This is a genomic window from Nostoc sp. DedSLP03 (genome assembly GCF_034530815.1).
Lineage (GTDB): Bacteria > Cyanobacteriota > Cyanobacteriia > Cyanobacteriales > Nostocaceae > Nostoc.
The window spans coordinates 17,488-38,699 of record NZ_JAVRCK010000089.1 but is presented as its reverse complement, the minus strand read 5'-3'; the positions used below and the strand labels follow the sequence as shown (position 1 = coordinate 38,699).

At 41.8% G+C, this 21,212-nt stretch carries 16 protein-coding genes and 1 pseudogene; 4 read left to right on the top strand and 13 right to left on the bottom strand.

Translation table 11 applies throughout. The features are described 5' to 3' along the window. Positions 1–91 precede the first annotated feature (91 nt). From ctpC to RM368_RS30765, 3 genes are all read right to left on the bottom strand, one after another. Positions 92–1,375, bottom strand: a complete 1,284-nt coding sequence (ctpC, locus tag RM368_RS30775) for a carboxyl-terminal processing protease CtpC (RefSeq protein WP_322697566.1) — start codon at positions 1,373–1,375, stop codon at positions 92–94. A 262-nt stretch (positions 1,376–1,637) separates the two neighbouring features. Further along, a complete protein-coding gene (gene ispG / locus RM368_RS30770; protein ID WP_322697565.1) occupies positions 1,638–2,864 on the bottom strand; it encodes a (E)-4-hydroxy-3-methylbut-2-enyl-diphosphate synthase in 1,227 nt (408 codons plus the stop codon). 432 nt (positions 2,865–3,296) lie between these two features. Next, positions 3,297–3,593, bottom strand: a complete 297-nt coding sequence (locus tag RM368_RS30765) for a transposase (RefSeq protein ID WP_322697564.1) — start codon at positions 3,591–3,593, stop codon at positions 3,297–3,299. A 34-nt stretch (positions 3,594–3,627) separates the two neighbouring features. Between RM368_RS30765 and RM368_RS30760 the strand changes: the two genes are divergently transcribed. From RM368_RS30760 to RM368_RS30755, 3 genes and pseudogenes are all read left to right on the top strand, one after another. After that, the gene (locus RM368_RS30760; RefSeq protein ID WP_322697563.1) at positions 3,628–3,825 is read left to right on the top strand and encodes a helix-turn-helix domain-containing protein; all 198 of its coding nucleotides are present in this window, start codon (positions 3,628–3,630) and stop codon (positions 3,823–3,825) included. A 14-nt stretch (positions 3,826–3,839) separates the two neighbouring features. Further along, on the top strand, positions 3,840–4,019 hold the full coding sequence (locus tag RM368_RS38890; protein ID WP_416212209.1) for a hypothetical protein: 180 nt from the start codon (positions 3,840–3,842) through the stop codon (positions 4,017–4,019). Positions 4,020–4,061: 42 nt separating this feature from the next. Continuing rightward, a pseudogene (locus RM368_RS30755) lies at positions 4,062–4,350 on the top strand (hypothetical protein); the annotation flags it as partial. Between the two features lie 68 nt (positions 4,351–4,418). On the opposite strand, the gene RM368_RS30750 reads toward RM368_RS30755, so the two are convergent. From RM368_RS30750 to RM368_RS30710, 9 genes are all read right to left on the bottom strand, one after another. Further along, the gene (locus tag RM368_RS30750) at positions 4,419–4,547 is read right to left on the bottom strand and encodes a hypothetical protein (protein ID WP_322697562.1); all 129 of its coding nucleotides are present in this window, start codon (positions 4,545–4,547) and stop codon (positions 4,419–4,421) included. Positions 4,548–4,601: 54 nt separating this feature from the next. Continuing rightward, a complete protein-coding gene (dxs, locus tag RM368_RS30745; RefSeq protein WP_322697561.1) occupies positions 4,602–6,509 on the bottom strand; it encodes a 1-deoxy-D-xylulose-5-phosphate synthase in 1,908 nt (635 codons plus the stop codon). A 751-nt stretch (positions 6,510–7,260) separates the two neighbouring features. Continuing rightward, entirely contained in the window at positions 7,261–7,704 is a 444-nt protein-coding gene (locus tag RM368_RS30740; protein WP_322697560.1) for a hypothetical protein, read from the bottom strand. Between the two features lie 471 nt (positions 7,705–8,175). Beyond that, entirely contained in the window at positions 8,176–9,426 is a 1,251-nt protein-coding gene (locus RM368_RS30735) for a competence/damage-inducible protein A (protein WP_322697559.1), read from the bottom strand. 111 nt (positions 9,427–9,537) lie between these two features. Beyond that, positions 9,538–10,821 carry a serine hydroxymethyltransferase gene (gene glyA, locus RM368_RS30730; RefSeq protein ID WP_322697558.1) on the bottom strand — a complete coding sequence of 428 codons (1,284 nt, stop codon included), beginning with the start codon at positions 10,819–10,821 and terminating at the stop codon, positions 9,538–9,540. A 396-nt stretch (positions 10,822–11,217) separates the two neighbouring features. Then, positions 11,218–11,469, bottom strand: a complete 252-nt coding sequence (locus tag RM368_RS30725) for a hypothetical protein (RefSeq protein WP_322697557.1) — start codon at positions 11,467–11,469, stop codon at positions 11,218–11,220. A gap of 2 nt (positions 11,470–11,471) precedes the next feature. Continuing rightward, positions 11,472–12,335, bottom strand: coding sequence for a hypothetical protein (locus RM368_RS30720; protein WP_322697556.1), 864 nt, complete (start codon positions 12,333–12,335; stop codon positions 11,472–11,474). 162 nt (positions 12,336–12,497) lie between these two features. Continuing rightward, positions 12,498–13,274 carry an RNA polymerase sigma factor SigF gene (locus RM368_RS30715; protein WP_322697555.1) on the bottom strand — a complete coding sequence of 259 codons (777 nt, stop codon included), beginning with the start codon at positions 13,272–13,274 and terminating at the stop codon, positions 12,498–12,500. Positions 13,275–14,040: 766 nt separating this feature from the next. Then, a complete protein-coding gene (locus RM368_RS30710) occupies positions 14,041–14,877 on the bottom strand; it encodes a photosystem II manganese-stabilizing polypeptide (RefSeq protein ID WP_322697554.1) in 837 nt (278 codons plus the stop codon). Positions 14,878–15,662: 785 nt separating this feature from the next. On the opposite strand from RM368_RS30710, the gene RM368_RS30705 reads away from it, so the two are divergent. Then, on the top strand, positions 15,663–16,010 hold the full coding sequence (locus RM368_RS30705; RefSeq protein WP_322697553.1) for a hypothetical protein: 348 nt from the start codon (positions 15,663–15,665) through the stop codon (positions 16,008–16,010). Positions 16,011–16,120: 110 nt separating this feature from the next. On the opposite strand, the gene RM368_RS30700 is transcribed toward RM368_RS30705, so the two are convergent. Further along, entirely contained in the window at positions 16,121–21,172 is a 5,052-nt protein-coding gene (locus RM368_RS30700; protein ID WP_322697552.1) for an eIF2A-related protein, read from the bottom strand. Between the last annotated feature and the right edge of the window lie 40 nt (positions 21,173–21,212).

The following is a 21,212-nucleotide window of genomic DNA, read 5'->3' as shown; positions in this document are numbered from 1 at the left end:
GTGCAATTTATCTGGCTGCTTCTGTCATTTGGCTCAATTGATGACACGCCCTAACTCTTCACTATTCACTCCTAACTTTATTTCTAACTCTTCATTTTTCTGCTGTAGGTGTGCCCTGAGCAGCAATTTTTTTACCTATCACTTCCACCGCTTTAGCGAATTGAGGGTCTGCAAGAGTCGCGAGTTTGTCACGTTCATGCAGCCACAAATCCTCCATCTGCTTTTTGCTCAAATCCACTTTCACATCTGGTGAAATGCCTTTGTGATTGATATCTGTACCATTGGGGGTATAGTAATGAGCAATTGTCACTGCCAACCCCGAACCATCTTCTAGGGGACGCACCGATTGCACTAGTCCCTTACCAAAGGTTTGAGTACCGACCAAAGTAGCACGCTTATTATCCTGCAAAGCCCCTGAGAGGATTTCACTGGCACTAGCGGAACCTTTATCTACCAACACCACCAACGGTTTATTTGTCAAAGCTTTTCCGTTTGCCTCTTCCTTTTCTGCCTCTCCTTGGCGTTCAACAGTGGAGACAATCTTACCTTTATCTATCCACATCCGAGCAATATCAACGCTGGAGAAAAGTAAGCCGCCTGGATTACCACGCAGATCGAGAATATATCCAGCTACCTTTTTGCTTTCTAAATTTTTGATAGCGGTTTGCATTTCTTTACCAGCATTGGCACTGAACTGGTTCAAGCGAATGTAACCAAGATTGCCTGCTGGAGTTTTCTTTTCAGAAAACTTAACTGGATGGATTTCAATTCGCGCCCGTGTAATATCAAATTGTTTTATCTGCTTGTCGCGTTGAATAGTCAAGCTGACTTTCGATCCTGCTTCACCCCTAATCAAGGACACTGCCTGATTAGTATCCATCCCCTTGGTATCTTTGCCGTCAATTTTGAGGATGATATCTTTTGCTAAAACACCAGCTTTAAAGGCTGGTGTATCTTCAATTGGCGCAATTACAACCAATTGCTTGGTTTTTTCATCCTGACTAATGGTGATCCCAATCCCTGTCAATTCTCCAGAGGTATCCACCTGCATATTCTTGAATTCCTCTGGACTCATAAACCGGGTGTATGGGTCATCTAGCTTTTTCAGCATTTCCCGAATGGACTTATATGCATCCTGCGGATTACTGTAGGACTTGCTCAAGTATTCCTTACGAACAGCCTGCCAATCTACCTGATTAAAAGTACCGTCGACATATTGGCGCTGAACAATTTGCCAAACTTCATCTACTAATTCTTTAGGACTTGCTTTAAATAAAGCCTGACCTCGCGAATGAATGCCAAGGCTAGTAACAGCGATCGTGGAGAGTGTAACTGCCGTAGCACCCAAAACAAGCCTATTTTTTGTAATCACCATAATGACATGCGTCAGAGGGAAAATAATATAGTCAGTATGCTCAATCTAACACAGGCTACCACTGTACAGACCGAGTATGTATCCTTAATTTAAACAAAATACTTGACAATCTGGCTAATTGAGGGATTGGGGATTGGGGATTGGGGATTGGGTATGCAGAAGAGACAAAGGTAAACAAGGAAGAGGGGGAAGACTTGGGAGAGACTTGTTCAATAATTCCCCCTTGTCTCCCTGCCCCCTGCTTCCGCTGCCCTCTGCCCCTTTAAGGTTCTACCCAGCGTTCATCTGCCTTAATCAGGTTAATTAATTCCTCTACACCTTTATCTTCTGGGACTTTTTTAATTTCTTCTCGACCACGATACAAAGAAATATAACCAGGTGTTTTACCAACATACCCATAGTCGGCATCTGCCATTTCTCCGGGGCCATTGACAATACAACCCATCACTGCAATATCTAGCCCAGTTAAGTGTTTAGTGGCTTCCCGAACTTTGTGCAGTACTTCCTCTAGATTAAACAAAGTGCGTCCACAGGAAGGACAAGCGACGTATTCCACCATCGTTTTTCGCAATCCCAAAGCTTGGAGAATGCTGTAACAGACGGGAATTTCTTTTTCTGGTGCTTCTGTTAGTGAGACACGAATTGTATCGCCAATGCCATCAGCAAGTAAGGTAGCAATACCAGCCGTAGATTTAATTCGCCCGTATTCGCCATCACCAGCTTCCGTAACACCTAAATGTAACGGGTAATCCATACCCAGTTCATCCATACGCTTGGCGATGAGGCGATAAGCGGCCACCATTACCGGGACTCGTGAGGCTTTCATGGAAACTACCAAGTTGCGGAAATCCAAAGATTCACAGATGCGGATGAATTCTATGGCAGATTCCACCATTCCTTCGGGGGTATCACCGTAGGTAAATAGCATTCTTTCAGCCAGAGAACCGTGATTTACCCCAATTCGCATTGATTTTCCTTGATCGCGCAAAGAAACTACTAGAGGTTCTAAGGTTTCGCGGATTTTATCGCCAATTTCGTCAAATTCGCTTTTAGTATATTCAGTGCGATTGATGTTTGGCTTTTCAAACACATACAAGCCTGGATTAATCCGTACTTTCTCTATGTGCTTGGCAACTTCCACAGCGATTTTCAGTCCGTTGTGATGGACATCAGCCACAATGGGCACATCTTGGTAAGTTTTAATTAATTTTTGTTTAATTTCTCCTAAAGCTTTAGCATGAGCCATACTTGGCACTGTGACGCGGACAATTTCGCAGCCTATTTCGTGCAGACGACGAATAGCAGCCACGGAACCATCAATATCAAGAGTGTCTTCGTTAATCATTGACTGCACTACAACGGGGTAGCCGCCGCCAATAGTGACATTTCCCACCTTTACAGGGCGGGTTTTACGCCGCTTGATAGTTGTATCAAAGGTGGCTTGAGGTGATGTGATGCTTGAAGTGTTTACTGTGGGCAGAGTTTGCATAACCTGATTAGGTAAATTTGCTATTGCTCAAATATCAGATTTAATAAATCTCTGTTTCCCAGATTGCCACAGCTAGCGCTTTTTTGGACGATTAATATAGAAAAAAATGGAGAATCAGAAAGGTGAAGAAATAAACAGCAATTGAGGAGTTTTGCTCTTTTGTAAAGATATATTGCCTAAAAATCTTTTTAACTGAGTAGCTTGAGTGCGATCGCGCAGGTTTCAGCAGGAAAACTTCAGGAAGCGATCGCTTTACTGTTGAGTCATAAATACTACCAGTAGCATCGTAATTCTATGACCCAACCTGTAATAAGTTAACTAAAAATTAAGTAAGTTAACCTAATTAAACATAAAACGCTCAACTGAATACTGACCTTGCTTGGCTCTATGATTTATACCCTCAATAATAGCGATGCCTGCGGCGGGCTACGCCTACGCTAATTCATATTCATCCTGAAAAATTCGGCCTGCAAGCTCATCACGCTTGAGATGCAACCATTCGTCTTCAATGCGATTCATTTGGGGGCTATAGGGAGGTAGAAAAAAGATGTACAAACCTTGCTGTTGCCAACGTTGATGCTGCTGGCGAGCCAAATGACTTTTGTGAACAGAGGCATTATCGTGAATAATAACGGTGATTTGTCCGGTTTCCAGTAAGCGACTTGCAGCAATCTGAGCAAGACACTCCATGAGTTGGACATAGGTTGGTGCTTTCAATGTTCCAAGCATCAAAACATAATCAAAACTAGATTTCGGCTCCCAAATGCCAAAGATTCAAGCAGAGGTCTTGTCTCGGCTCAAGGAGAAACTGCAATGTCCGCAGGGATTTAGCAGCTATAGGCAGATCGTTGAATGGCTAGAGAAGGAATTTAATATGCAAGTCAAATATAAAACGGTTTACCGTTGGGTACGCTATAAACTCTTATCCCAATATTTCAGCCTGCTCATAGCCCTCAACTGAATCCTATTGAACGATTGTGGCAGCATATTAAACGTCAATGGAAGGGTGAAAATTTCTCTTGTTTGCAGCAGCTGCGTTACTGGGTTCAATTGGAATTGGCTCAAATGTCTTCTGAATTGATCTCGTCTTTGACTAGTTATGATTTCATCCTCGAAGCTCTATTTCATGAAGCTTTATTCTATGCAGCTTCTTAGAGAATTGGTATTAGGATTTCTAAATGGTATAGCAATAAACTGATGACAGAAGAACTGGAAAGAGCAGACAATGATAGCCCGTGGAAAGAAATTTTAGAAGCTTACTTTCCCCAAGCAATGCAATTGTTCTTTCCCCAAACAGCAGAAATAATTAATTGGGAACGTCCCCACGAATTTCTTGATAAGGAATTTCAACAAATAGCCACGCGAAGCAGAACAAGGTAGGAGATATGCAGATAAATTAGTTAAAGTCTGGCAAATTCAAGGACAAGAAATTTGGCTATTAATCCATATAGAAATTCAAGCAAAATCAGAAGACAATCTTCAGCAATCAATTCAGTACCCTTATTTACTAACTCGTGATGCTGTTTATCTCTGGGTATCGCTGCGGTAGATTCTTCACACGCCGCCACGCCTAGTTACATGACGTGCTGCTAGCTCTACGGCGGCTTTTTGGAAATCAAATAAGTTGTTAAAATCGCGAGGGATATGAAATTCTGAAAGTCCAGCGATCGCTAATATTCTCATAAAAATAACCCCTATAACAGGGGTTATTTTTAGATAATACTGTTGATAAGTAAACTAAACCACAGCAGATAGTTGCCGCTTAAAGAAAGCTTGCAATACTCTCTCTGCTATTTGATGACTAGTTAAACCTAGTTCTGTCTTAGATTCATTGGGTTCAGCATGATCTACCAATACATCTGGTACACCAAATCGCTTGACAGGAACGAGAATATCTGCATCTAGCAAAGACTCGGCGATCGCACTACCAAAGCCACCCATGATACAGCCTTCTTCTAAAGTGACAACACGGCTGATTTTCTTCGCTAAAGGCAAAATCAACTCGGTATCCAAAGGCTTAACGAAACGCGCATTAATTACAGTTGCTTCAATGCCATGTTCGCTAAGAATTTCCGCAGCTTGCATTCCTGGATAGACCATTGTGCCATAAGCAACAATTAACACATCATCGCCTGTACGCAAAATCTCGCCTTTGCCGATTTCCAAAGGTTCCCAACCTTCCTCCATCAAGGGAACGCCGTAGCCATTGCCACGAGGGTAGCGCATTGCGATCGGCCCACTGGTATGATTAACACCAGTTACTACCATGCTTTGCAGTTCTGCCTCGTCTTTGGGAGCCATGATTACCATGTTAGGAATGCAACGCAAATAGGCAATATCATACATACCTTGATGGGTGGGGCCATCAGATCCGACGATTCCGGCCCGATCCAAGCAGAAGAATACTGGCAGGTTTTGGATGCAGACATCATGAATTATCTGATCGTAGGCGCGTTGCAAGAAGGTGGAGTAAATAGCTGCTACAGGGCGCATCCCTTCGCTTGCAAGTCCTGCTGCTAGGGTAATTGCATGTTGTTCCGCAATGCCGACATCAACATATTGATTCGGCAATTTTGCTTGAAGTTTATCTAAACCTGTCCCTGTTGCCATAGCCGCAGTAATGCCGACGATTTTCGAGTTTTGTTCGGCAAGTTTTACCAGAGTGTGAGAAAAGACTTTGGCATAAGCCGGAGGTTTAGGTTTATTAGAAGGAATGGCTTTGCCAGTTGCGACGTTGAAGGGGCTTTGAGCATGGTAGCCAACTTGATCTAGTTCGGCAATTTCATAGCCTTTGCCTTTTACTGTTGCTACATGTACCAAAACTGGGCCTGGTATCTGATGTGCTTGTTGGAAGGTAGCAATCAATTCTTCAAGATTATGCCCATCCACTGGTCCAATGTAGGTAAAGCCGAGTTCTTCAAAAACTGCACCTACCTTCGGAACAGCCAAACGCTTCATACCTTCTTTGATGCGTCCGAGTTCGGGTGAGAGGGATTCGCCTACGAAGGGGATTTGCTTAAACTGTTCCTCAAGATTATCTTTAATAAATTGCACCGGTTGGCTGAGGCGCATTTTGTTGAGATAGCGGGGAATCGCGCCGACGTTGCGAGATATGGACATGTCGTTGTCATTGAGAACAACCAACAGGTTGGTTTTCGGCATGTGTCCGGCATGGTTGATGGCTTCTAAAGCCATGCCGCCAGTTAGTGCCCCATCCCCAATCACAGCAACGGCTTTAAATTTTTCTCCTTTCAAGTCTCGCGCTAAAGCCATACCCAAAGCTGCTGAAATACTTGTAGAAGCGTGTCCAGCCCCAAAGTGGTCAAACTTGTTTTCACCCCGTTTCAGATAGCCCGCAACTCCGTCCTTTTGTCTGAGGGTGTGGAAGCGATCGTAACGTCCTGTAAGCAGTTTGTGGGGATAAGCCTGGTGTCCTACATCCCAAATAACTTTATCCCGATCTAAGTCCAGTGTTTGGTAAAGTCCTAGTGTTAATTCGACAACACCCAACCCTGGCCCCAAGTGTCCACCATTAACTGCTACTGTTTGAAGATGCTTATCTCGAATCTGACGGGCAATCTGTTGCAGTTGGCGAACAGATAAACCGTGCAACTGATTAGGATGGGTGATTTCGCTCAGATGCATATTATAAGGTTTTCCTCTCTAACTTCGAGTCTCGGTATTTTGTATTTTCCCACGGTCGGGTTGTCCACAGAATCAAACTCTTACATTGTTACTAAGTTGTAGTGGAAAGTATAACTTCTTAATTGATGATAATGAAAAATTTGTTAACCATTAACAATTCGTCAAATAAGATTGCAATCAGTTAAATTTATAACACATTTTTTCGTGGGTAATGCTACTTATAAAATGCCTGCGATGCGTATATAAAAACAAGTTTTTGAAGAGCAATTTGCGGAAGTTCATTAAGCAGATTACTCAATTTTGCCCTATTAAGTTAGTACAAAATAAAATCAAATATTTTGTTTACAGCTATATATCTAGCATAATTGCTAGTAAATATTTAACTAGAGTATCTACTCTTCTTCTGTGACAGCAGCTAATTTTATCAGCGATCGCTAATTCTTATAACTATGACAAATATGTATCTAAAGCTACTTAATCACTTTATCTAACTTTATTTATTAGTATATATCTCGTTAAAAGTTTCCAACTGGAAATGAGGCATTAATTACAATGCCTTATAGGGATGCAGAGCTATCTGTGTTACCCTACCATAATGTTTAACTACCTGTAAATTGCTGTAATTATATTGATATAACCTTAGATTTTCCGAAATTACTTGCAAACAACAATATTTCCGACCTTTTTAAGAAGTCGGAAATTTGAAGCTTTAGATTTTTACAAATCCAATAGGATTTATATATCTATATCTCTATTTACCAAAAGCATCTTTAATGTTTTCAACAGTACGTTCAACTACATTCTTGGTGTTGTCTACTGCTTCTTTAGTCCGAGATGCATCTTCATTTGCTCTCTTCTGAATTGTAGCGGCATCTTTCTTTGCTTTGCGCTCAATAAAGCTACCATTGTCTGTTGCTTGGTCAACTTTACTAGCATTGCTCTTGGCAGCGTCTTTAACTTTATCTGCTGTATCATCAATGAAATTTTTGGTTCGTCCAGCATCTCTACTAGCTTTGTCTTGAGCGCGATCTGCATCATCATATGCAATCAAGGTTCCAGTGGGATCGGCCATTGCTGAGGTATTCGAGAAAAATGCACCTTGCCAAACGAAAGCGATCGCTAACATACAAAACAGCGCTGTGGCCATCCAGCGTTTTACGGTGGAAAACTGTTTTGCAACATTATTAGATTTCATACAATACAATCTCATGTGATTTAGTATACTAATTTTACTTCATTTAGCTTGTTAACGATATCGATCCCTAGATAGAATTTCTGGCATCAATAGTTATGAAATGAATTCACTATTTTGATAGATTGAATTTTGAGTAAAGATTATTTCTTGGGAATTAAACGTATTTTGAACATTCGCGATCGCCTTTGAGTTAATTAACTTGCGATCGCTTCCAGCGGACGGTTACGCGATCGCAACTGAATTTTTACGATTGGGGCCTTTGCGTTCTGATTTTTTCTTTATTCCAATCCAACATCCGAGAAGCTGCTGGTAATACAACTCAATAGCAGACTTAATCACTCCGTTACTGCTTGATTAGTCTGCTGCTAAATAAAGGCTAGTTTATCAGCATATTCGTCATCTAATCGTGCATTAATTCGCATCGTCAGCTTCGTTTGTCATACAGATTGTATGACAAACATAATATATCTGTTACCTCGTCAACAACTTCCGGCGCAGATTATCCAACGCTGCATTTGCACTCACATGACGAATTAAAGCTCGACCTCGCACAGTACCAAACTGATATTCAAAACTTGTCACTTCATCTTTTGGCCCGGCTAAACCAATGTAAACTAAACCCACTGGCTTTGTATCTGTTCCTCCGGTAGGGCCAGCAATTCCAGTAATACTCAGTCCCCAAGTTGTTGCAAGGCGGGTTTTGACTCCAACAGCCATTTGCTCTGCAACAGTAGCACTTACCGCCCCAAATTTATTTAAATCTTCCTGGTTAACCCCCAACAGCCTAACCTTCACCGAATTGTCATAAGAAATTACTCCACCCCAAAAGTAATCAGAACTCCCAGAAATCTCAGTCAACATTTGCCCTAAACCGCCACCAGTACAAGATTCTGCCACTGAAAGCGTTTCTTTTGATGCCCGCAACAACTGACCAACTACGGAAGCAAGAGTATCATTATTAACGCCATAAAAATCCAGTCCGGCAATTTCTTTAAGTTGTTTTTCAATGGGCGCAATTAGGGCTTCTGAGGCTGCTTCTGAATTTGCTTTTGCAGAAACTCGCAATCTAACTTCCCCTTTACCTGCATAAGGGGCGACTGTGGGATTTGGCAACTTTAAATACGAAGCAACCTTTTCTGCTAAAGCAGATTCACCAATACCCCAAAACTTTAAACTCCGACTGTAAATAATTTCTTTACCCCAACCTTGACTTTTGAGAAATGGCACAGCTGTTTCTTCCCACATCACATGCATTTCACTGGGAACACCGGGAAAGGTAAAAATCGTGATTTCAGGACGAGGTTGCCAAATGATGCCGGGTGCTGTTCCAGTGGGGTTGGGGAGAATTTCTGCACCTTGGGGAATCAAAGCCTGCTTGCGGTTACTTGGTGACATAACCCGATCGCGTTGGGCAAATTTCTGCGTTATGTCTTCGATGATGTCAGAACGTTCTACCAACGGGACTTTAAAAAAATCGGCGATGGTTTCGCAGGTGAGATCGTCTGGTGTGGGGCCGAGTCCACCAGTGAAAATGAGAATTTGCGCTCTGGAAATAGCAATTTCTATAACTTGCTTCAACCGTTCTGGATTATCCCCAACCACTGTTTGATAGTAGTGAGGAATACCTAGTTGCGCTAATTGTTGCGCCAAAAATTGAGCATTGCCGTTGAGGATATCTCCTAGCAATAGTTCAGTACCAACACAAATAATTTCTGCACTCATTGGAAGGAATAGTTAGGAGTTTGGAATTAGGAGTTAGGAGTTTGGAGTTAGACGTTAGGAGTTCAAAACTTAAAACTCATCACTCTTAACTCTTAACTCCTAACTATCATCTCAGGCTAATGCTGGTACAGGAATTTCCAGATGAGGATATAAGGGGAAGCGATCGCACAATGCCGCTACCCGTTGACGACAATCTTGGGTTACTACGTCGGAATCTGGAGAAAGTAAGCGATCGCTAATAATATTGGCAATCTCGGTAAATTCTGCTACTCCTAAGCCGCGCGTGGTCATTGCTGGCGAACCCAACCTCAGACCGCTGGTAACAAATGGCGACTGCGGATCGAAGGGAATAGTATTCTTATTAGCAGTAATATTCACGGTACTGACTAGCTGATCTGCCTGCTTACCAGTTAGACTTACAGAGCGTAAATCTACCAAGATTAAATGGTTGTCAGTGCCGTTAGATACTAACTTTAAACCACGGTTTTGCAGTTGTTCGGCCAAAGCACGAGCATTTTCAATCACTTGGGCAGAATAGGTTTTAAACTCAGGCTTGAGGGCTTCTCCAAAAGCTACTGCCTTGGCAGCAATAACGTGTTCCAATGGCCCGCCTTGGCTGCCAGGAAAGACAGACTTATCTAGCTTTTTACCTAGTTCTGCGTCGCCAGTCAAGATCAAACCACCTCTAGGGCCGCGTAGAGTCTTATGGGTAGTTGTTGTGACTACGTGACAGTGAGGAATGGGGTCCGGATGAAGACCAGTGGCAACTAAACCAGCAATGTGAGCAATATCGGCAAGTAAGTAAGCGCCGATTTCATCAGCAATACTACGGAATTTTTCAAAGTCAATTACACGTGGATAAGCCGAATAACCACAAATCAAGAGCTTAGGACGCTCCCTCAGCGCCAGCTCGCGAATTTGATCGTAGTCAAGTTGTTCTGTTTGTTGACTAACACCATAGTGGCTAACTTGGAACCATTTACCTGAAAAATTTACAGGGGAACCGTGGGTAAGATGTCCCCCATGAGACAAATCCATCCCCATAATTTTGTCTCCTGGTTCTAGGAGTGACAGGAACACTGCAAAATTGGCTTGTGCGCCAGAATGGGGTTGGACATTGGCATGAGCAGCCCCAAATATCTGTTTAGCACGGTCGATCGCTAGTTGCTCGATTTTATCGATAAACTCACAACCGCCATAGTAGCGTTTACCAGGTAATCCCTCAGCATATTTATTTGTCAGTACCGAACCTTGAGCCGCCAGTACAGCAGCAGAGGTAAAGTTTTCACTAGCAATCAATTCCAAGTGATCTTGCTGACGCTGTAGTTCGTCGTTGATTAACCCAGCGATCGCCGGATCGCTGGAAGAAAGAAAGTCTGAATTAGTCCTAGTCACTTGAATTATCCTTATGGAAATTTGTACAACGGCTGATTTTGCTTGGACGCAGCACCTAAATATACAGTCAAGAGCAATGGTTTTTGACTGCTGTACAGAGGCAATTACTTGTCTCCGTACTCTGGAGGTTTATTTGTGCCAACTTATTTATTATTAGACCCAAGCTCGATTAATGCATTAATTATCATAACGTTGCTTTTTGAAATCCTCACCTTGCTGCGTGTTGTGAGGTCGTTAGACAGTATTCTTTATGAACCTATGTTAAATAATGCTTAGTGCGTAGGCGTAGCCAGTCGGAGACATCGCTACTTTGTAGAATGATTCATGAACAACAAGAACCCCGACTTATTAAAGAAGTCGGGGTTCTGCGGGTTGCAATTCTCACAAATCAATAAATCAAATAGGATTCATATAGCGATTTTGATAGTAAGCCAAAATCTGGTTAACTCGTTGCCGATTTTCTAAGCTAGAGTTTGCTGTCCACGAGAGGCTCAAGCCAGCAATTTGACTTTGATTGTAATCAAACTGTTGGGATGACTGGGGAATTAAATCTACTTCCACCCCTTCGACTTGACGTAAATGAGCTGCTATTTCTCTATAAACAGCTAAAGGCAAACCAGCGAATTCAACTTTTTCCTTAGTCTCCATCTTTATGAAGCTCCCACATTAAACGTATTTTGGGGGGGCGTTGTCACTGAAATAGCATTGCCGCTAGCAGATGCAGCTGACGACGTTGATTTGACAGCCCCTTCCCCTACCATTTTGGCAACTTCAATACCATATTGTTCCAAAATCACGATGGGGTTGTAGCCCTGATTCATTTCAATACGTTTAATCAGTACGCCATTCGCTAATCGCTGTCCCGCTTGTACATACCGACTTGTCGGCTCATCCGGTACTTTGATAATTGCTTGTGGTTCTTTACTAATTAGAACTACACCAGTCACAACCACTGCCCTTGCTAACTCAGGCTGTGCTGGTGGTGGTAATACAGAGACTAAAGTGGGGTTGGGAACAACTTGAGGCAAAACTTTAGGCAACACTTTAGGCAACACTGAAGTCAAAGTAGGATTGACTTTTTTTGGTACAGAAGAAACGTTGTTTTTCTTTGGATTTAAAGCGATTCTGCGTGTTGGAAGTTTTCGTACTGCTAGTGATGCAGTAGGTAGCTTAGGCACCACGGGAACTGGTCTTCCAGATGTTTTAACCATTCCGGGAATAGTCTGCCCGAAAAGTTGTGCAAAAGGATCGCTTCGAGCTTTTGATACCACAAGTTCTCGTGTCCGCTCTGTGGCATTCGTGGATTGAATCAAGCTAACAGATGCAAGATTAACTTGTGAGACCTGTTTGGCTGGTATCACTGGATTCTTAAAGGATTGAGCCGCTGGTGGCGACTTTTTTGCTATTTTGGGAACTGGCACAGGATTGATGGCTTGTGGTGTATCTTCAGAAGCACATCCAGCGAGCGCCAAAGTTAGAATAGCTGCAATTGTAATTTTTGAAGTTATGCCCATGAGCCTTTCTCAAAAGCCATTGGAAAATTGAAAAGTGTAAATCAACATGCCTAAAATTTGGATCAAAGGCAAAGTATGTTCCCTTTATAACCTAATTTTTTACATTTTAAGGGTTATTTTTAGCACTGCATCCCCAGTATAACTGCGGTTTATTTTTTGCAGTCAATCTTCTGCCACACCCATAAGCTCTTTCATCAAATCCAGTCCTTTCTTGACTCGACGGGAAACCGTTACTACACTAATGCCCAAATGTTCTGCAACTTGTTTTTGAGTCAAATCTTGCAAAAACACACATTCCAACACATCGCGGGTGCGTTTTTCTAGTTGAACCAAAGCTTGTTGTAAGCGAAGTTGGTCTTCTTGTGCCAGTTGAAAGCTGCGATAGTGAGGATCTGGAACCAATTCTCCCAAGCAGGTAGAACCTTCTTCTCCATCTTGGATTGGCACATCAAGACTTAAAGGAGCACGATTGACCCATGCTAATTTAATTTCTTGCCATTCGTTTGGAGAAATTTCCAGTGCTGCTGCTAATTCCGAGTCGGTTGGTTGACGATTGTGTTTTTCACGCCAAGAACGTGATACTCCTATTGCTTGCTGTTGGAGCGCTAACCATTTCCGAGGAATTCGCACGGTGACACCTTTATCTCGGAGATAGTGTTGAATTTCACCCCGAATATAGGGAAGAGCGTAGGAACTAAAGGCATGTCCCTTGGAAATTTCAAATCTTTCAATAGCTCTGATTAAACCCAAACATCCAACTTGGAGCAAATCATCGTAGGTTTCATGACATTGATTTGTCCAATAGTGAGCTTCTTTTCTCACAAGTCCAAAATTGAGTTTTACCAGTTGATTGCGGATGTTTTCTGACGGAAATTGCTGATATTCTCGCAACAACTGCCAAATTTCATGCTTTAGTTCATTGGTGACTGTGGTAGGCATAGCACCGGGTTTATTGAGCAAATAAAGAATCAATTATTATTCGCTTTTTAAATTCAGCTGCGATCGCACGATATCAAATGAAATATTGCACTATATTTCATAGCAAATACTATGGTAGATAATAAAGACTTTCTCTTAAAATTCCATAGGTTACTTGACAATCGAGCAAAATTTAGATGGGCGAAATTATTATTTAGTTGGTTATTTATCTTTGGTATGACTTGTAGCTTTTTTAGAACCACATAGAAATAAAATATAAAATTAATCACTAAATATCAAACCGAGATTGTACTTAACTTGAGTTAATTAATGATGAAATTAATTTAGAGAAACTAAACAACAGTAGTCGAGCTTTGTTTCACAAGCAAAAGTTCGATTTACAGTAAAATTACGTGCTCATTCCACTGAAATTTATCCAATAGTTAAAAATTACTAATAATTTAAAAAAATCTTATGTATATTTACGCAAGCCAATAAAAAAAGGGCGTCTCACCCTTTTTTGTACTTAAGTCTATAGTGTTTTAATGAAAGGGAAAAGGTTAAAGGGATGAATCAAGTCACCCATAAGACTGAGGGATAAGAATTTTCCCAATCGCCAAGGCTATTTTGCCCCCAATTCTACTCAGATTTAACTTTTCCCCATTTTTTAAAAAATCTATCCACCCTCTTTAAAAAAGAAGGTAGATAGTTTAACTTTTGCGATCAAGTCTGGTACTTAGAGAATTGTCGTTTTGAGTGCCAGTCAGTTGCCTTAACTTTTGAAGATTTAGCCACGAGTCGATTCAACCCGTCCATAAAATAGACCGCGAATCTTGACTTCTTTAGGTTCACCAGCACCTAAATCTGTATCAGATGGCTGTTCGCTCTCGAAAGTGCCAGCAATTTCACCGCTAGAACCGTCTATTTTAGCGATTTGCAGAGAAATCTTGCCATTGAGATTTTCAGCACGCTTGACGTTAGTGCGGGTAAGTTGTTCATCATCTGCTTGGGCGGGGAGAGCTACAGCATTATCGTAGCCACTGACGACACCACGACCTTTAGGATCTAGGAAGGCAGCACCACGATAGGAAGGAACTTTAAAGCTGCCTTCAAAGTCCGTAGAGGTGTTAATACTGGTCAAGCTGGGTTGGCTTTGAGCAACCAAATTTTTGATAGTGAAGAGGAAAGGTACTCGCTCACCACCAGGAAGTTGCACAGTGATGGCTTGGAAGTCAAGACCATCAGTTTCCGTAAAGGTCAGGCTATTATCTGCATTAACTTTTAGATTACCTTGCACCTGGTCAATGGTGGAAGTGTATCTGGTCAACAATTTGCCGGCAACAAATTCTGCTTCTTGGCGTTTATTAGCAGGTTCTTCTTTGATGAAGAAGCTAGTTGGTTCCAAGCAAAGTTCTTTGATGGTATAAGACTGGCTAGAATCAATGGGAATGGAGCCACGGCGTGTTTCTCCTAGTTGGGGGCATTTGTTAGCCAAGCCAGTGCCGCGAATTTGATCGTAAGTGAGTACATCTCTACCACTACTGGTAGTAGGAGCATCACTACAAGCGGTTATTAGCCCCAGGCACAAAGCCAAGAATGCAACAATTAAAGCGCGATACCTCATGGTCAACCTCAATCTCAAAAATTAATATCTAAGTTGTAAAACTGCATCGAAGCTTTGATCTCTGATGAGAAGCCGCTACTCTGCGAAAAACTACCTTTGTTCGGACACGGCTTTGCTCTGATTAAAGAGAGTTGAAGCAAGTGTTCGGGTGTCTAGTTGTCAGACGCTGCTCAAACTTTTCTCTGCTAAACGTAGTTAAACGTGTCGCTCTCTTGAGCTTGGAGTGTAAACCCCAGACTAAGTAGAACACTGCATCCATTTTGGATGTGTGTTACTAGGGGAGCAAAAAACCAGCAGTTTTACTGTTGGTGGCATTTGTTTAAAGTTGGGCGAGTGTATGAGTAAGTCTCACACAGAGAAGCATAAATGCTTATGTCTCGAAAAGTACGAACAGGGGTGTCTGCTTCGCACTTTGCTCTTGCTTATCGCAAAAGCGTCGCCCAAGTCTTTTTGTATCATGTATGTGACGCCACTACATACAGCCCATTGTTGGATGGGTAAATCAGCCAGATCATACGATTTTTTTTAACTCAAAATCAAAGTTCTCAAAATCCAAGAAAGTCTCGTCTCGATCGCATCTAGCTTCTGTAAAGCCTATGCTAAAGGTTACTACGCTCTTTTTGGAGCGATCGCAATTGCTTTTGATAAAGATACAAATCTAGTTACATTCACCCCTAACCAGGGCAAATGAGGAGATGCAGTAACAGGGAGACAACTGACAAACTAGGGAAAATTAAAAATCTTCGGTAAATTTGAGTTGACCTCATTTATACGGAAAAGGTGGCATGAACGATCGCAAAAACATTGAATCAGAAAAGTTGTCTGGTAAACTGCAAGCGCTCGCAAGTGTGGTGTATGATGCCGCTACAGCTTGTGAAGGCGATACTGTAGCTCTTTTGGCTTTGTTGCGGCAATTAGAGCAATTACACCGAGAGATCCGGGATGGGATTTTTCAAGAGAGTTTGCCTGTTAACCGCCGCCAACTTTACTCATTGCTGAAAGATATTGAGTCTGAGGGAGGCTGGCCCTACATTGAGCGCATGAAGCTACAAGCCTTTTTAATAAATTTGCCACAAGAGGCTCCTGAAGAAAATAGCCATGAAGTTTTGGAGAGCGATCGCTCTATTGGCTGATTAGTTCGAAATTTATTTCTAGTTCTGAATCAATAACTTCGATTGCCTCACCAACCGCTAAACTAAGAGCGGTTGCTCATTGAGGCTTCAACCTAATTCGTAATTTGTAATTAAAAAGGGTTTGTCCGGATTATCCCATCACAAAGAAGGCGATCGCGCTCTTCAAGATTGCGGTTGTGCTTAAGGTAATCACCCACCCAATCGCAACCACGAACAAGCAGATCGTCAAGATTTAAATTCCACAGAATTATCGTGTTGTCAGTACTTGCTGATGCTAGTGTTTGACCATCTGGGCTAAAACTGACACTTAATACTCCAGCGCGATGTCCATTAAGACTTTTAATTAACTTGCCTTCAGGACTCCAGAGTTTCACTGTACTGTCCCAACTAGCGGCAGCGAGTAATTCACCATTGGGGCTGAAAGTCACGGCATTGACGCTATCGCTGTACCCTTTTAATAAGGTTTTTAATAACGTCCCATCTCGTCGCCACAGTTTTACGGTGTTATCCCAGCTAGCAGAAGCCAGTAACTCATCATCAGTTGGACTAAAGCTGATACCTGTCACCCTGCTGTCATGGGGTGAGAAAGTTTTTAACAATGTACCATCCTGTTGCCAAAGTTTAACAGTTTGGTCATCACTAGCAGAGGCTAAAACTTGACTATTATGGCTGAAGTTGACGCTATTTACCGAATCCTGATGCCCCACTAAAGTTTTGAGCAACTTGCCCTCACGGTTCCAAAGTTTCACTGTTTTATCTTTGCTAGCTGATGCCAAAAACTGACCATCAGGACTGAAATTCACGCTCATCACACTATTGCTATGCCCGTGGAGAGTCATGATTAAAGTACCGTCCAACCGCCAAAGTTTCACTGTTTTGTCAAAACTTCCTGAAGCCAGCATTTCACCTTTGGGGTCAAAACTGACACTAGTAACTTCATTTGTATGCCCCATTAAAGTTTTGTAAAGTCGGGTTTTAACTTCGCCATTACTGGTATATCGTTGCCAAAGTTTTACAGTGCGATCGCGACTACCAGAAGCTAGCATCCGGCCATCGGGACTCCAAGCAACGCTCAAAACTCGCTTCCGATGCCCTTGAAGAATAGACGGTGTTGGCGCATCTAAACTCCATAGTTTCACGCTTTTGTCGTAACTTCCTGAGGCTAGTAATTTGTTATTTGGACTGAAAGCTAAACTGACAACATAATCGCTGTGTCCTTTGAAGGTTTTGAGTAAAGTACCAGTAATACTCCAGAGGTTTATGGTTTTATCTTCACCTGCGGAAGCTAACTTTTTACTATCGGAACTAAAGCTCAAACTCCACACTGGCCTGCTATGCTGTCGTAAAGTTTTGTAAAGACGAAAGTCAAAACCGTCTTTAGTGCTGTCACTTTCCCTTTGCCAAAGTTTCACTGTCTTATCTAGACCAGTTGACGCCAACAATTTACCGTCTGGGCTGAAAACAGCTACAGTCACAGCTTTCTGATGTCCCTGCAAAGTTGTAACAAGGCTACCGTCGCGTCGCCAAATTTTTACTGTCTTGTCGTCGCTAGCTGAAGCGATGAATTGACCATCAGGACTAAAGTTTATCCAGTTAACCGACCCTCGATGTCCTCTCAGTATTTTTACTAAGCTACCGTCTTTACGCCAGAGTTTTACGGTTTTATCCTTACTGCCAGTAGCTAACAATTCGCCATCAGGACTGAAATTAACGCTATAAACCCAATCACCGTAACCTTTCAGGGTTTGATATGGCTTGGAGTCAAATTCACCTGTAATTGGGTTTTTGTGCCAGATTTGCACTGTTTTATCAAGGCTAGCCGACGCTAGGGTTTGACCATCAGGGCTGAAACTTACACAATTAACAGCATCAGTGTGACCTTTAAGGGTTTGGAGTAAGGTTCCATCAGGACGCCAAAGTTTCACCGTTTGATCTAGGCTACCTGATGCTAGCAACTGACCATCCGGGCTGAAAGTTACTCCCCAGACAACATCAGTGTGCCCTTCCAAGCGGTTAACCTCCGTTACCCCATAAACTGCTTGTTGCAAGGCTGTCACTACCCGCATTCGGGTATCTGGCTGCACCATCTCTGCTTGTTTAAGTCCTCTCCAAGCCCGCAAACCTTCTAATAGGGCATCAAATTCTTTATTAGAGGCAAACAAAGCTTCGCTAGCAGCAGCGATTCCACTAATTTTCAAGTTGGTTTCACTACGTTCGGCTCGTAGAGTTTGGCGGACTGCTGCTCTTTTTTGTAAGTCGGCTTGCCACCATAACGCTGCTATTGTTCCCCCCATAATTGCTAAGATTGCACCTGCTATCCGTGCTTCCCGCAGTCGTCGTTGCAATACCAAATTTAGTTGCTTTTGACTAAGTTGTTGGGCTGCTTCGGCTCTAGTTTTTTCAAGTTTGATTTTTTCTAACTCGGCAAGCATACCATAGTTGTTCTTTTGGCGAATTGGTTCAACTAAATAATCGTGAACCAACTGGTAGCGATCGCCTAACTCTTCTCTGACTCGCAATACCAAGCCTGAACCTACCAATATTTCTAAAATCAGTTCTCCAACTTTGTCAAAGCTTGATATCGTATCTCTATTATAATTATTAACTAATGCAGCTGCTAAATCAGCTTTAGTTTTTAAAGGTCGCGTTCCCTTTTCATCTGTTAATTCAAATAATAATTTCCAACTTAAATCTTCGTTCTCTTGACCGCAGTCTTTGATAACTTCCCCTAACCAGCGTTCCACTAATTTTGCCGAGCCACCACAAAGCTTATATTCTGCAAGTGTCGTAATGTTTTCTATTTGTAGTTGAGCACCGACTATTTGTAATTCAATTGGATGTACTTCGTCTAGTTCTCCTGTCAAATCCTGGACTAATCGGTTAATCAATTCCTCACTTAGTTCATAATGTGAACGTTGAGTCAGACTGTGAATTATAACTTTGGCATCTCGGCTAGAGAATTTTCCTAAATAGTAGCGAATATCCTTATCAAGAATATTTTTATTAATTACTCCTAAATCATAGAAGCCAGTACTATTTTTCTGACTTAAACGTTCAAACTCTAACAAATGATGTAAGTAATCTTCTCGTAGCGAAAGAATAATTTTTACATAAGAAACATTTAAACATTCACTAAAAAATTTATAGAATTCTATTCTTTGTGTAGGAGGATTACTAACGAAGAAAAATTCTTCAAACTGGTCTAATATGATAACTATTGTATAATTGCGCTCAGATGCTAGCCGAATTCTTTCTAGTATTATGGTGGGTGTAGAGTCAATATTAACCGATATTCCTGTGTATGCTAATGCTTGGTTGATACTGCTACTCAAGATTGTTATCCAATCAGTATAAACAGACAAAACAATCGGTATAGGAATGCGTTCACCGATAACTTTTCCCTTAAGTGCTGGGACTAAACCAGCTTTGAGAATTGAACTTTTTCCTACACCAGATGGCCCATAAATAACTGTAAGTTTGTAGTCAGCGCGGGCAATTCTTTCAATGAAGCGATTGACATCTTGTTGCCGTCCAGAAGCAGATATTTCTTGAGCAATTTCTTCAGGAATAAACGGTATTTTGTGAGGTTCTAGTACTGGGTTAATTCTAGGGCGTTGTGGCTGTAATTGACTTGCTCCGATAAAGGCACGAAAGCCATACTGATGTTCTATTTTAATTTTTTCTTGCTTCAGCTTAAAGGCTTCTGTATAGTTATGACACTCAAAAAAGTAAAGCGATCGCAGTTCCTCTAAAATCTCTAAGTAAAGTAATGGCTGATGTTGTAGCTCACAAACTACCCTCGCCCATTCCAAATTATTGATAGCTTCCTCGCACTCACCCAAATGCCGTTGTGTGCGTGCTAGCAACAGAAGATACCAACTTTCTTGTCGTCGTCTTTGCAAAGCGTCTCGCAAAGAAACTTGTGTTACTTCTTCGGAGATAGAAAGCGCTGTATTTGCTAATTCATGAGCCAGTACCCAATTCGATTCTGAAGCCGCTACATTTGCCAAAAAACCATAATTTTGAGCAACTTGTGCGGGAGTTCCATAAGTTTTATGTAGATGTAATGACTTTTGAGCTAATTCTTTTAAGTCATCCCAGGCTTGTAAACGTTGCAGCATTTCACAAGCAGGCAAAATGAATTTAGCAACTAAGTCTTCTCTTTCTACCTCCTCCAATAGCTCCAAGCATTGTTTAAACCACGACAGGGCATGTTCGCAATAGCTACTACTATTCTGGTATAAGTCTGCCATTCGGTGATAACAAAGCCCCAGGTGAAATAGTACTATTGCTTGCTTGAGTAAAGATGAGGGGGACATAGGTTGAGGATATGAGAGAGGTAAAGAAGAATTACTCTCCCACTCTGCTATTCTCCTCGCTTCCTGCTGCCATAATGCTAGGCTTCTTTGATAATTGGCTAAAGCACCATTAATTTGATCGTTAGCGTATTTATCTCGCCCCAACACAAATTCTAAACTAGCTTCTAATCCTGGTGTTAATTTAACGCCATACAAGCGTAGTAAATCATTACGCGCTGATTCTATTTCGTGGCGGTGTTGGGATTTTGGATCTAAATCTAAAAAGGCATTAGATAAAAACGTTTCAGCACCTGCTTCTAAAACTTTCTCAAATAAAGATTCTTCCTCTTGAGAGATCAAAGCAATTAAATCTGCTTTGGCCATTTCAAATTTAATAGTGGTTGCAGCCCAGCTTTTAAAATCAGGCGCTAATCTTGAAAGCAATGATGCTACTTCATCCTGTAGCCACAACACTACTGGAAATGGAAAAGTAGCAGCATAGATATCTCGTGCTTGGTTGATACCTGTAAGTAAGTTTTCGAGATCGGTAGTTGACTCAATACCGAAAATCATGACAGCAGACGGTAAAGAGTCTGTAAGGACGGCAGGATTATCTAAAGATAGTTCTGAGATTATTATGCTGTGTAAAGAAGTAGTTGATGGATTGAGAACGATTTCTCTGATATTAATTTCTTTGGTGTTCGAGCGAATATTCTCTAACATTTGCTCGCGTAATCGCCCATAGTTGCATCGAACTAAAATCAGAGCAAATTGACCTTCGGAAAGTGCGATCGCTCTAATCAATCTTTGTAAAGTATGCTGATTTTCTTTGGTGTAGACACGTAGCTGTTTGTCATTAGTCATTGGATATGGGGCTGGGCATTGGATATGGGGCATTGGGCAT